At 68.4% G+C, this 12582-nt stretch carries 10 protein-coding genes and 2 pseudogenes; 8 read left to right on the forward strand and 4 right to left on the reverse strand.

The window, feature by feature from the left end; translation table 11 throughout:
• Positions 1 to 50 precede the first annotated feature (50 nt).
• Together OL239_RS00750 and pgm are read left to right on the forward strand one after the other, a co-directional pair.
• Positions 51 to 278: a hypothetical protein gene (locus OL239_RS00750; RefSeq protein WP_268910327.1), complete on the forward strand. Its 228-nt coding sequence runs from the start codon at positions 51 to 53 to the stop codon at positions 276 to 278.
• Positions 279 to 389: 111 nt separating this feature from the next.
• The gene (gene pgm / locus OL239_RS00755; protein ID WP_268910328.1) at positions 390 to 2021 is read left to right on the forward strand and encodes a phosphoglucomutase (alpha-D-glucose-1,6-bisphosphate-dependent); all 1632 of its coding nucleotides are present in this window, start codon (positions 390 to 392) and stop codon (positions 2019 to 2021) included.
• A gap of 12 nt (positions 2022 to 2033) precedes the next feature.
• On the opposite strand, the gene OL239_RS00760 is transcribed toward pgm, so the two are convergent.
• Positions 2034 to 3446 (reverse strand): aldehyde dehydrogenase family protein, encoded by a 1413-nt coding sequence (locus OL239_RS00760; protein ID WP_268910329.1) that lies wholly within the window; start codon positions 3444 to 3446, stop codon positions 2034 to 2036.
• 65 nt (positions 3447 to 3511) lie between these two features.
• Here OL239_RS00760 and OL239_RS19225 point away from each other — a divergent pair, with 65 nt between their 5' ends.
• Positions 3512 to 3739 (forward strand): hypothetical protein, encoded by a 228-nt coding sequence (locus tag OL239_RS19225; protein ID WP_329609312.1) that lies wholly within the window; start codon positions 3512 to 3514, stop codon positions 3737 to 3739.
• 23 nt (positions 3740 to 3762) lie between these two features.
• On the opposite strand, the pseudogene OL239_RS19230 reads toward OL239_RS19225, so the two are convergent.
• Positions 3763 to 4497, reverse strand: a pseudogene (locus OL239_RS19230) (SDR family NAD(P)-dependent oxidoreductase); the annotation flags it as partial.
• On the opposite strand from OL239_RS19230, the gene OL239_RS00770 reads away from it, so the two are divergent.
• Positions 4465 to 5778, forward strand: coding sequence for a uracil-xanthine permease family protein (locus OL239_RS00770; protein ID WP_268910330.1), 1314 nt, complete (start codon positions 4465 to 4467; stop codon positions 5776 to 5778). The pseudogene OL239_RS19230 and the gene OL239_RS00770 overlap by 33 nt on opposite strands.
• 11 nt (positions 5779 to 5789) lie before the next feature.
• On the opposite strand, the pseudogene OL239_RS19900 reads toward OL239_RS00770, so the two are convergent.
• Together OL239_RS19900 and OL239_RS00795 are read right to left on the reverse strand one after the other, a co-directional pair.
• Positions 5790 to 6896, reverse strand: a pseudogene (locus OL239_RS19900) (glycerate kinase).
• Between the two features lie 51 nt (positions 6897 to 6947).
• Positions 6948 to 7742, reverse strand: a complete 795-nt coding sequence (locus OL239_RS00795) for a glycerophosphodiester phosphodiesterase (protein ID WP_268910331.1) — start codon at positions 7740 to 7742, stop codon at positions 6948 to 6950.
• Positions 7743 to 8161: 419 nt separating this feature from the next.
• Here OL239_RS00795 and OL239_RS00800 point away from each other — a divergent pair, with 419 nt between their 5' ends.
• From OL239_RS00800 to OL239_RS00815, 4 genes are read left to right on the forward strand one after another with little or no spacing between them, the layout of a single operon-like run.
• Positions 8162 to 8596 (forward strand): hypothetical protein, encoded by a 435-nt coding sequence (locus OL239_RS00800; protein WP_268910332.1) that lies wholly within the window; start codon positions 8162 to 8164, stop codon positions 8594 to 8596.
• Positions 8575 to 10443, forward strand: coding sequence for a bifunctional lysylphosphatidylglycerol flippase/synthetase MprF (locus OL239_RS00805; RefSeq protein ID WP_268910333.1), 1869 nt, complete (start codon positions 8575 to 8577; stop codon positions 10441 to 10443). The genes OL239_RS00800 and OL239_RS00805 overlap by 22 nt, the downstream gene beginning before the upstream one ends.
• Entirely contained in the window at positions 10440 to 11741 is a 1302-nt protein-coding gene (locus tag OL239_RS00810; RefSeq protein ID WP_268910334.1) for an alpha/beta hydrolase, read from the forward strand. The genes OL239_RS00805 and OL239_RS00810 overlap by 4 nt, the downstream gene beginning before the upstream one ends.
• Positions 11738 to 12565 carry a phosphatase PAP2 family protein gene (locus OL239_RS00815; protein ID WP_268910335.1) on the forward strand — a complete coding sequence of 276 codons (828 nt, stop codon included), beginning with the start codon at positions 11738 to 11740 and terminating at the stop codon, positions 12563 to 12565. The genes OL239_RS00810 and OL239_RS00815 overlap by 4 nt, the downstream gene beginning before the upstream one ends.
• Positions 12566 to 12582 lie beyond the last annotated feature (17 nt).

Below are 12582 nucleotides of genomic sequence, written 5' to 3' on the forward strand. Positions count from 1 at the left end.
TTACTGATGGTTTACCGCGGGGATTCGCCGCTCCGCAAAAGGAGGCAACCGTGGTTCAGGATAGTTCCAAGCACAACGGCAAGGATCCCGCCGAAACAGCGGACAATCCCGTGGAGGCCCTGATGGAGGACGGGGCTGATTTCGTTCCCGACGGCACCGGCGATCCCAATGAAACGGATGACCGGGTGGAAGTACACGCCAGCATTTCCGAAGGAACGAATGCGGCCAGCAAGACATCCGGCACCACCGGATCAGCCGGGCCGGGCCGGGAATCCTAGAAAGCCCGGACCGCCCTCCCGCGCACGGCCGGCCCGCCGGGAGCCGGCCGCACTGCGGATCCCGGCCTGCCCTCCTGCCGCGGCAGGATTTTGTTTGGCATGCTTAGGGGTATGTCTAACCGAGCTGGCACAGTTGCCCAACCCTCCGACCTTGTTGACCTGACGGCGCTTGTGGATGCCTACTACGACATCACACCCGATATGCAGGACCCCGCGCAGCGGGTGGTGTTCGGCACCTCGGGACACCGCGGAACCTCGCTGAACGGAGCGTTCAACGAACCGCACATTGCCGCCATAACCCAGGCGATCGTGGAGTACCGCAGCGGACAGGGCATCACCGGTCCGCTGTTCATGGGCAGGGACACCCACGCGCTGTCCGAACCGGCGCAGAACACCGCCCTGGAGGTGCTCGCCGGCAACGGAGTGGGTGTGCTGATCGATGCCCGCAACGGGTTCACCCCCACGCCGGCACTGAGCCACGCCATCTTGAAGCACAACGCCGGCCGCACCGAGGAAGCCGACGGCATCATCATCACGCCCTCGCACAATCCTCCGGCCGACGGCGGGTTCAAATACAATCCGCCAACCGGCGGCCCCGCCGGGTCCGAGGCCACCAATTGGATCGCCGGGCGCGCCAATGAACTCCTGGAAGACGGACTGCGCGGCGTGAAGCGCATCCCGCTGGGCCAGGCCCGCCTGGCGGACTCCGTGGGGACCTACGACTTTTTGCAGTACTACGTGGATGACCTGCCCTCCGTCCTGAACCTGGACGCCATCCGTGAAGCCGGCCTGCACATCGGCGCCGATCCGCTGGGCGGCGCGTCCGTGGACTACTGGGGTGCCATCGCCGAGATGCACCGGCTGAACCTGACCGTCGTCAATCCGGACGTGGACCCGCAGTGGGCCTTCATGACCCTGGACTGGGACGAGAAGATCCGCATGGACTGCTCCTCCCCGTACGCGATGGCCTCGCTGATTTCCCGCGCGGGCGAGTACGACATCGCCACCGGCAACGACGCCGACGCCGACCGCCACGGCATCGTCACCCCGGACGCCGGGCTGATGAACCCCAACCACTACCTCGCCGTTGCCATCGATTACCTGTACCGCAACCGTGCGGACTGGCCGAAGAACGCCGTCGTGGGCAAGACCCTGGTGTCCTCCTCCATGATCGACCGGGTCACCGGCGACCTGGGCCGGACCCTGATGGAGGTTCCCGTTGGCTTTGGGTGGTTTGTTCCGGGCCTGCTCACCGGCGAGGCAGCCTTCGGCGGCGAGGAATCCGCCGGCGCGTCCTTCCTGCGCCGGGACGGCAAGGCCTGGACCACCGACAAGGACGGCATCCTGCTGGCCCTGCTCGCGTCGGAAATCACCGCCGTCACGGGCAAGACCCCGTCCCAGCGGTACCGGGAACTGACGTCGCAGTTCGGCGATCCTGAATACGCCCGGGTGGATGCCCCGGCCAGCCGGGAACAGAAGGCAGCGCTGGCCAAGCTCTCGCCGTCGGACGTCACCGCCACCACGCTGGCCGGCGAGGAGATCACCGCCCGGCTTACCGAGGCTCCCGGCAACGGCGCTCCGATCGGCGGGCTCAAGGTCACCACGGAGAACGCCTGGTTCGCGGCGCGCCCCTCCGGCACGGAGGACGTGTACAAGATCTATGCGGAGTCCTTCAAGGGCTTGGAGCACCTGCACCAGGTCCAGGCCGAGGCCAAGGCCATTGTGGACGGGGTCATTTCCTAACCCGGCCTCCGGTCACAGCAGGCGGCGCAGCAGCCGCCGCTTGAGGCCGTTGTAGGGCGGATAGGCAACCTTCAGCGTGTCCAGCGCCGTGCCCTTGGTGAAAACCGGACGCAGCTGGCTGAAGGTGTCGAAGGAATATTTGCCGTGATAGGCGCCGGTGCCGCTGGCACCGGCGCTGCCGAACGGCAGTCCGGGAACGGCCAGCTGCACGGTGCTTACGTTGTGGTTTACGCTGCCTGCCCGCACGCCGCGTTCGAAGCTCTTCCGGGCAGCGGCTGACTGCGTGTACAGGTAGGACGCCAGCGGAACGGGGCGTGCGTTGATGAAGCTCATCGCCTCATCCAGGTCCCTCACGGTCAGCACCGGCAGGATGGGTCCAAAGATCTCTTCCTGCATGACCGGGGACTCCGGGGACACATCCGTCAGGATCGTCGGCTCCAGGTACAGCGCATCCCGGTCGCCGCGCCCGCCGGCAAGCACGGTGCCGCTGTCCAGCAGACCGTGGAGCCGGTCCCAGTGCTGTTCATTGATGATCCGGCCCAGGTCCGGGCTCTTGGCCGGGTCCTTGCCGAAAAGTTCCGTCACGGCGCGGACCAGGTGCTTGCGCAGCTTGGGCGCGGCCTCCTCCGTGACGAGGACATAGTCCGGCGCCACGCAGGTTTGGCCGGCGTTGAGCAGCTTTCCGTACACCAGGCGCCGGGCGGTGGCGGCAAAGTTGCCGTCCAGCACGACGGCGGGTGACTTGCCGCCCAGCTCCAGGGTGACTGGGGTGAGGTACTTGGCGGCTGCCTGCAGCACCACGCGGCCCACCCGTTCGCCGCCGGTGAAGAAAATGGAATCGAAGCGCTCGGCCAGCAGTGCGGTGCTCACTTCCCGGCCGCCTTCCACGACGACGGCGGCGTCCGGATCCAGGTAGCGGGGCAGCAGTTCGGCCACTGCCGCAGAGGTGGCCGGAGCCAGCTCCGAAGGTTTCAGCACTGCGGCGTTGCCTGCTGCCAGGGCGCCGATGAGCGGAGCCAGCAGCAGCTGCACCGGATAGTTCCACGGGGCAATGATCAGCACGACCCCCAGCGGCTGCGGCTCCGTCTTCGCCGAGGCCGGCTGCAGGCCCAGCGGCACCGGAACCTTTGTGACGCGTGTCCACTCGGACAGGTGCTTCAGGGCGTACTCCGCTTCGGCCCGGGTAATGGAGAGTTCGGTGAGGTACCCCTCGAGCCGGTTCTTCCCGAGGTCGCGGGCCAAAGCCGCACCGAGGTCCGTTTCGCACTCGGCCAGCATGCGGATCAGGCCCTGGAGCTGGGCCCGGCGCCAGGCCAGTGGCCGGGTCCGGCCGGAATCGTAGGTGCGGCGGACCGCCGCCACCGTGGCACCAATCATGGGCGCCGAGCGCGCGCCGGGGAGCCCTGAGGCAGTTTCCGCGCTCATCGACGGGCCTCCTGCGCCGCAGCCTCTGCCGCTGCTGTTGCCGGGGCGGATGGGCGGCCGGTGAAATGGTCCATGGACTGGTACACCTTGAACACCCGCCCGGCCACGACGTCCCACAGCTGCTGGGGCAGCAGTCCGCGCAGGGCGCTGCCCAGGGGACAGTCCAGGGCAGCTGGAGCCGGGCTCTGCCGGCCAGCATTGCGGTCCAGGCCCGGTCCACCACGTACTCCGGTTCCATGAGCGGTGTCAGCAGCGGTCCGCGGGCGCCGGCAAACATGCCGGTCTTGATGTAGCTCGGAATGAGGGTCGTGACCTGGACATGCCCGTTGCCGGATTCGTTCAGTTCCAGCCGCAGCGAATCGCTCCAGCCAATTACCGCCCACTTGGACGCGGTGTACACGCTCATTTTCGGCACCGACAGGGTGCCCGACGCCGACGCGACGTTCAGGATCCGCGCCGGAGTGCGGCGGGCAATCATGTGCGGCAGGAAAGCCCGCGTGACCTGCATGGGCGCGACCGCGTTGACCTGCATGACGGCGGCAATGTCCGCCTCCGGATCGTGGTCCCAGAAGTACTTGCCGCGCACGATGCCGGCATTGTTGATCAGGACGTCGGGAACGCCGATTTCCGCAGTAACCCGGCCGGCGGCGGCGGCCACTTCCGGCACGGAACCGACGTCCAGGGCGAAGGTATGGACGGCGCTGCTGCCCCGGGCACGCAGTTCGGCGGCTGCGGCCTCCAGGGCTCCGGCGTTGAGGTCCCAGAGGACCACGTGCGCTGCGCCGTCACGCACCGCACGCTCCGCATACAGCCGCCCCATGCCCATGGCCGCACCGGTGATGAGGACCGTCCGGCCTGAAACTGAAATGCCCATGCTGATCCGTCCGTTCGCAGCGGACTGCTGCGTCCGCCCTCTGTTTTGCCGGTAAAATAGTTCCGCCTGCAACGTAACACCGTGGACATCAACGCCCGGTACTATTCTGCACGAACCCTCCCCTGGTCTTTGAAAGGCACCTCCATGAGCAGATTCGGTACGGCCTGGACCCTTCATGGTGACGGCAAAACCATCAAACCGGGTGAATACGTAGCTCCCGGCGAACGGCTGAGCTGGCCCCGGACCATCGGCATCGGAGCCCAGCACGTGGTGGCCATGTTCGGAGCGACGTTCCTGGTTCCCCTGCTGACGGGCTTCCCGCCCGCCACCACCCTGCTTTTCTCCGGCATCGGCACCATCCTGTTCCTGATTATTACGGCCGGACGGGTTCCCAGTTACCTGGGTTCCAGCTTCGCTTTCATCGCCCCCATCACCGCCGCAACCAGCCAGCACGGTCCGGGCGGCGCGCTCGGTGGGATCATCATGGCGGGGGCGGTTCTGTTCCTCGTCGGTTGGGCTGTGCAGGTCGCGGGCACCAAGTGGATCCAAATCCTGATGCCGCCGGTGGTCACCGGCACGATCGTTGCCCTGATTGGCCTCAACCTGGCCGGTTCGGCGCGGGACAACTTCGAACAGGGACCGCTGACCGCCACCGTCACCGTGGTCGCCATCCTCGTGTCCACCGTCCTGTTCAAGGGCTTCCTGGGCCGGCTCTCGATCCTGATCGGCGTGGCCGCGGGCTATCTCGCCGCGATCTGGCAGGGGGAAGTGGATTTCCAGGCCATTAACGACGCCGCGTGGTTCGGCCTGCCCGAGTTCCAGTCCCCGACCTTCCACCTCTCCGTGATCGGCTTGTTTGTGCCGGTGGTCCTGGTCCTGGTGGCCGAGAACATTGGCCACGTGAAATCCGTTGCCGCCATGACCGGCAGCGACCTCGACCCGTACGCCGGCCGGGCCCTGATGGCCGACGGCCTGGCCACCGTGCTGGCCGGCTCCGCCGGCGGCTCCGCCACCACCACCTACGCCGAGAACATCGGCGTCATGGCGGCCTCCCGGGTGTACTCCACGGCGGCCTACTGGGTAGCCGGCATCGTGGCCATCCTGCTGAGCCTGTTTCCCAAGTTCGGGGCCATGATTGCCACCGTTCCCGGCGGCGTGCTGGGCGGCGCCGGCGTCATTCTGTACGGCATGATCGGCATCCTTGGCGTGCGGATCTGGGTGGACAACCGGGTCAGCTTCTCCAATCCGATCAACCTCTCCACCGCCGGCCTGGGCCTGATCATTGCCATCGCCAACTTCACCTGGGTGGTGGCCGGTGTGGAGTTCGGCGGCATTGCGCTGGGCACCGGCGCCACACTGCTGGCCTTCCACGGCATGCAGGCCATTGCCCGGTGGCGCGGCACCGATCCGGACCAGCCGGCGGAAGACCGGGGCGCGAAGCCCAGCCGGCTGGGCTAGGCGGGCTAGGTCTAGGCCCCTTCGAGGGCGTGGACGGTGGCCCGGGTCAGCCAGCGGCCGGCCTGGGTCATCGCGTCCTGCGGGTCAGCCACCAGGTCCAGGAGGCTGACGGCTGCCACCACCCCGTATTCCGCCAGGACATGCGGCGGAAGGGTGATCCGCCCGGCGAGGGCGACCACCGGAATGCCGGCGTCACGGGCACGCTCGGCCACGGACAGCGGAGCCTTTCCGTACCGGGACTGTTCGTCCAGGATCCCTCTCCCGTCAGCACCAGGTCCGCTTTCGCCAGGGCGGCGTCCAAGCCGGTGAGCCGCGAAATGACGTCGAACCCGCTTTCCAGGGTGGCACCGGTAAACGCCAGGAACGCTGACGGAAATCCGCCCGCCGCCCCGGCTCCCGGAATGTCGACGTCGGTGCCGGTCGCTTCCCGGAGCAGCGCGCTCCAGCGCACCAGCGCTTCATCCAGCAGCAGGCGTGCCGACGCGTCAGCGCCCTTTGTTCCCCAAACACGTGGGCCGCTCCCTCAGGGCCGGTCAGCGGGTTGGTGACGTCGGCGGCGATGCGGACCTGCACGCCGCGCAGCCTGCCGTCCAGGGCTGAGGCATCAATGGCCGCGGCCAGGGACAGGCCTGCTCCCCGGGCGGCACCGGCTCTCCGGCATCGTCCAGGATGCGCAGCCCCAAAGCTGTGAGTGCACCCGATCCACCGTCGGTCATGGCCGATCCGCCGATGCCGAGCACGATTTCGGTGGCTCCTGCGTCGAGTGCCTCCTTAATCAGCTCGCCGCTGCCGTAGCTCGACGCCGCCAGCGAGGACTGCACCGAGGGATCCACCAGCATCAATCCGGAGGCGCGGGCAGTCTCGATGACTGCGGTCGTTCCGGTCATCGCCCAGACGGCGGTGACGTATCCGCCCAGCGGGCCGCGCACGCCGGCAGTGTACTCCGCCGCTCCGGCGGCGAGCGCCGCTTCCAGGGTGCCTTCGCCGCCGTCGGCCACCGGCACCAGGGTCACGTCGGCTTCCGGATACACGGCGAGCACGCCTTCCGCCATGGCGGCCGCTGCTTCCACTGCTGAAAGGGAGCCTTTGAACTTATCCGGGGCAATGAGTACGCGCATATCCCCATACTGCCAGCCCGGGGGCCGATTCGGGCGGCATGCCGCAGCGGGTCAGGACTGCGGGTGCCCGCCGCGGTGCTGCGGCCAGGTGCCCCGCTGGGCCAGCAGGCCGGCGAGCAGGTCCGCGCGGTCCGAGACCAGGCCGTCCACGCCCAGGTTAAGCAGCCGTTCCATGTCGGCCGGCTCGTTTACAGTCCACACATGCACCTGCAGCCCGGCCCGGTAGCAGCGGCGGATGAACCCCGGGGTGACTATGCGCAGCGGACCCTGCCGCTCCGGCACCTGCAGGCACTGGTACCGCCCCAGGCGGGCGAGCAGGCCCGCCAGTCCCGCCGGAGCAAACAGCACGGTCAGGGCGGTGAAGAGCGCACCCGCGGAGCTGGCCGCCGGACGGTCCAGGCGCCGCAGCGCGGCCAGCCGCCGCCGGTCGGAGAATGACGTGACGAGCACACGGTTGTGGGCTTCATGCTTGTCCAGCAGCCGCGCCAGCTCAGCGGCTCCGGCGGCGTCCTTGATATCCACGTTCAGGCGCACCTCCGGCAGTGCGGTCAGCAGCTCCTCGAAGGCGGGAACCGGCTCGGTTCCGCCCACGCGGGCTCCACCCTGAACTTCACGGAAGCTGAGGTCCCGCACCGGCCCGCCGCCGCCGGCAACGCGGTCCAGTGAGGCGTCGTGGAACGCCAGGAGCACGCCGTCGCGGGTGGTCCGCACATCGGTCTCGAGATAGCCGAACCCCAGGGCGGCAGCCGCGCGGAAGGCCGTCATGGTGTTTTCCAGGCCCTCAGGGGAAAATCCGCGGTGGGCAAGGCCCAGCGGGGCGGGAGAGTCGAAATACGGATAGGTCACCCGTGTACTTTATCCATCGGAAAGCCCGCAGCCGCACAGCACATCCTCAACCGGCTTCCCGGGACCTACACTGGCAGCACCGGCAGCCGCTGTTCCGGCACCGGGAGCGGCGAAGCGGTGCGGAGGTACCCGGATTTGGCGACTCAGGCCCCTGCAACAAGACCACGAAGATTCATCCGGGCCCTGCCCTGGCTCGCGCAGCGGATTCGTGGAAGCGTCCGGGCGGCCCCGGTAACGGTGGCGTTTACCGCGTTCTTCTGGATCGCCGGACTCGCCACCGGCAGTCTCGCCTCCGGCCCCCGGGGCGCCCTGGGCAGCTGGGTGGTCCTGTCCGCCGATTCCCTTCCCAGCCACTGGCCGGCCCTGCTGCTGTCCGGCTTTGGGCCTCCAGCCTGGGCGGATACCTCACCGGAACCCTTGTGCTCCTGTTGGTGGCCGCACCCTGCGAACGTCTCCTGGGATCCGCGCGGTTTGCCGCCGCGGCGGTTTCGACACAGGTTCTCGGCGCCTCGCTGGCCATTGGCTTCACCCGCGCAGCCAACGCAATCCCCGGCGACTGGTCCCTGGCACTGGAAACGGAATCGTTCGTCGGCCCGCTGGCGCTGGTCTGCGGTGTCGCCGCCGCCGCCAGTGCACGCATTCCAACCCTGTGGCGCCGCAGGCTGCGGCTGGGCCTCTTCACACTCCTGCTCCTGCTGGCCCTCTACGGCGGATCGTTCCACAGCATCATGTTGCTGGGAGCAGCGGCCACCGGAGCGCTGGCCGGCCCGCTGCTGGACGGGCGCCGGCCTTCCTGCCGGGCCGGCTGGTCACCAGCCGGCGCGAAGCACGCGTGCTGGTGGGCCTTCTCGTGACGGCTTCAGCGGTGGGGCCGGTCATTTCCGCGCTCAGCACCCAGGCAGTGGGCCCGCTGGCTGTGCTGAGGTTCCTGAATACCGACATTGAACTCATCAATCCGCAGACTGTTGCTGCCCTGTGCAGCGATCCGGCCCAAACCGCGGACTGCAGCGCCGCCAGCCTTCGGCTGCGTGCAGGCCCGGCCGGGTTTTTCCTGGCAATGCTGCCGCAGGTGCTCCTGGTAGTCCTGGCCGACGGCCTGCGGCGGGGCCGCCGCTTTGCCTGGTGGGGCGCCGTCGTTCTGCAGGGACTGATGACCCTGCTGGCCGCCGTTCGAGCGGCACGGTACCTCAGCGGCGGCAATGCGGGAGCCGGCTACGCGCTGGGGGCAGCCCAAAATGCGCTGGCCCTGGCCCTGCCCGTGCTGGTGCCGCTGATGGTCTTCGTCCTGCTCTGCCTCTCCCGCCGCCTGTTCACGGTCTCCGCCCCGCCGGGCACCTACCGCCGGTTTCTCCTCCGGGTGGCCGGAGCGGCCGCGCTGCTCAGTGCCGCCTATGTCCTGGGCGGGCTGGCGCTCCGGACCTCGTTCACCCCGCAGGCGGGCGCCGGGGCGCTCATCGCTGACCTGCCCGAGCGCTTCCTGCCGGTCCTGGAGCTGGAGTTCCCCGCGTCAACACCCGGGCTCCTGCCTCTAACGGTGCCTGCTGACCTGCTGTATGAGGGCGTGGGATCACTGTTCTGGGTCTTCACCTGCGTGCTCCTGGCGGGGACCTTCCTGAAGCCGGCCCACCACAGTGACTCCAGTGACTCCGGGCAGGCCCGGACTCTGCTGAAGACCCACGGCGGCGGAACCATGGCCTGGATGACGCTGTGGCCCGGCAACGCCTACTGGTTCTCCTCCAGCGGAAACTCCTACGTGGCGTTCCGTCCCACCCCCGGCGTGGCGCTGACTGTGGGAGGGCCGGTTGGGCCGGAGCGGGAGCTGCACAGCACCATTGAGGAGTTCATCGCCTTTTGCACGGCGAACGGCACGGCCGCCTGTTTCTACTCCATACACGGGGAGGTTGAAACCGTCACTGCGGACCTGGGATTCTCCCGCTTGCAGGTTGCCGAGGAAACGGTCCTGCCGCTCGGGAATCTGGTCTTCCGGGGCAGGAAGTTCCAGGACCTCAGAACGGCTCTGAACCACGCCCGCAAGGCAGGCATCCAGGCCCGGTGGATCAGTTATCCCACCGCACCATTGGCCGTGGTGGACCAGCTGCAGGCCATCTCGGAGGAGTGGGTGGCGGATAAGAAGATGCCGGAGATGGGCTTTACCCTGGGCGGCCTGGATGAGGTTGACGATCCCGAGGTCCGCTGCCTGATCGCGGTGGACAAGGATGGTACGGTCCATGCCGTGACCTCCTGGCTCCCGGTCTACCGGGAGGGCAGGGTGGTGGGATGGACGCTGGACTTCATGCGCCGGCGCAGCAGCGGTTTCCGGCCGAGCATGGACTTCCTGATCGCCTCCGCCGCGGGCATGCTGCAGGACGAGGGGTACGAGCTGTTGAGCCTTTCCGGAGCACCGCTTGCCCGCGCCGGGCCGGAATCGGGAAGCGGCGATGAGCCGGGCACGGGTGATTCCTCCCTGCTGGACTCCGTGCTGGACCTGCTGGGAACCACACTGGAACCGGTGTACGGCTTCCGGTCCCTGCTGGCCTTCAAGGCCAAGTTCCAGCCCCGCTACGTCCCGCTGTACCTGGCCTACAGTGATCCGGCCTCCCTGCCCGCCATCGGCAACGCAGTGGCGCGTGCGTACCTGCCAAGAATGTCCCTGGCCCAGGGATTAACCCTGGTGCGGACCATTGTCGACGGCGCGCGGTGAACTCCGTTTCGCTGATCAGCGGAGTGGTTCCCGCGGCTGTGCTGATCCTGGGCTGCCTCTCCCTGGCCTGGCTTTTGTGGGGAGGGCGCCGCTATCTCCTCGTCGTGGTGCCCGCAGCTGCCGTGTGCGCTGCAGCTCTGACCCTCATCCTGTACGTCCTGGCCGAAGCCGTCTTTTACTGGTGGGATGCCTCCCTGCCCCGGACCCTGTATGTATATGCGGCCGCGGGAATACTCGCGGTCCTGCTTGCCGTTCCGAAGCTCAGGGCGGCGGAAAAGACCTGGACGCGAATCCTCACGGTGGCCGCGGCCGCACTGACGGTGGTGGCCGTTGCCGAAGCCGCCAACACCGCGTACCGGCAATATCCCACGCTTGAATCACTGGTCAGCCCGCCCCGGCCTGAATCCTCCGGCCTGCCGCACCGCAGCCCGTCCACAGCCGCCGGCCGTCCGGCCACCACGGAGGCCAACTGGATTCCGCCTGCGGACCTGCCCGCCGAAGGAAAGCTCTACTCCGCGGAGATACCGGGAACAACCTCCGGATACGCCTCCGATCCGGCGCTGGTCTATCTTCCCCCCGCATATCTGGCGGAGCCACCGGCCACCAACCTTCCCGTCCTGGTGCTGATTCACGGCAAGCCCGGGGCGCCGTCCGACTGGCTAACCGGCGGACAGCTCCTCGAGGTCCTGGATTCCTTCGCGGCAGAGCACGGCGGGCTGGCCCCGGTGGTCGTGATGCCCGATGCCTCCAATGCCGGCAACAGCACCTGGCCGCTGTGCCTGGATTCGGACATTAGTTCGTCGGCCACCTATCTGGCGGTGGATGTTCCGTCCTGGGTCGGGCAGCACCTGGCGTCCGGGCTGGAGGGCAGCCGGCAATGGGCGGTGGCCGGCTATTCCTACGGAGGCACCTGCGCCCTGCAGCTCGCCGCGAACTTTCCCCAGGCCTATCCGACCTTCATCGACATCGCCGGGGAGGCCGGCCCCAGCCTTCCACAGGGCCGGGACGCACTGGTGGAAACCTATTTCGACGGGGACGCCGCAGCCTTCAGCGACCAAAACCCCCTGGACCGGCTGCGGCGCTTCTCCTTCCCGGGGTCGGCGGGAATTGTGGTGGTGGGAGCGGATGATCCCGTCTTCGCGCCGGAAGGGGAGGCGGTGTCCGCCGCGGCCCGCGCCGCCGGCATGGACATCACACTTCAGGAACTGCCCGGCGGCCACTCCTGGCAGGTGTGGAAGGCGGGGTTGGCAAACAACCTGGACTGGCTCGGGCGCCGATTGGGCATACTGTCTTCATGACCCGTGACAGTTCCGCACCTTCCCCGCAGCGTTCCGGACCCCCGGCCCGGCCCGCCTCCCGGGTGCCGGGCTGGCTCGCCGCCGCATTCCAGTGGCTGGCACAGCTGACCTCTCCGCATGCGGCGCTGCTGATCACGCTGGCGGCCGGACTGCTCCCGGCCGTTCTCCTCACGCTGGGCTCGGCGGAGGTCTATGAGTCAGTGAGCGAATCCGACGGGGTGGCCCGGCTCGACCAGCCGGTCCTGGACGCGGCCCTGGCCCTGCGCTCCCCGGACCTGGACAGCGCGGTAACGGCGTTTACCAACCTGGGCGGCACCATCGGCATGCCTATCCTGGCTGCGGCGGCAACGCTGATCATGGCCCTGAAATGGCGGTCCTGGACACCGGTGCTGCTCGTGTCCGCCGCCGCCGCGGGATCCCTGCTGATGACGGTGACCGGCAAGGAACTGATTGGCCGGGCGCGGCCCGCGCTGACGGATGCCGTTCCGCCGTTCGAGTATTCGGCATCGTTCCCCAGCGGCCATTCCCTGAACGCCGTCGTTATTGCCGGCGTGGTGGCCTATCTGGTGGTGCTGCACCTGCAAAGCCGCGGCGCGAAGGTGCTGACCGTGCTCCTGGCCGTGGTTTTCGCAGCGGCCATGGGCCTGAGCCGGGTCTACTTGGGCCACCACTGGTTCACGGACGTCCTGGTGGCCTGGACCCTGGGGCTGGCCTGGCTGGCGGTGGTGATCACCGCGCACCGGCTGCTGCACTCCCGCCGGGCGGCCGGACGGGCCTCCGCCGGCGGGCCGGCCCGCGCGGACCCGGACCGCCCGCCCCGGTAGGCTCCCGGAGCGGGCGT

The organism is Arthrobacter sp. ATA002 (assembly GCF_026898095.1).
Lineage (GTDB): Bacteria > Actinomycetota > Actinomycetes > Actinomycetales > Micrococcaceae > Arthrobacter_B.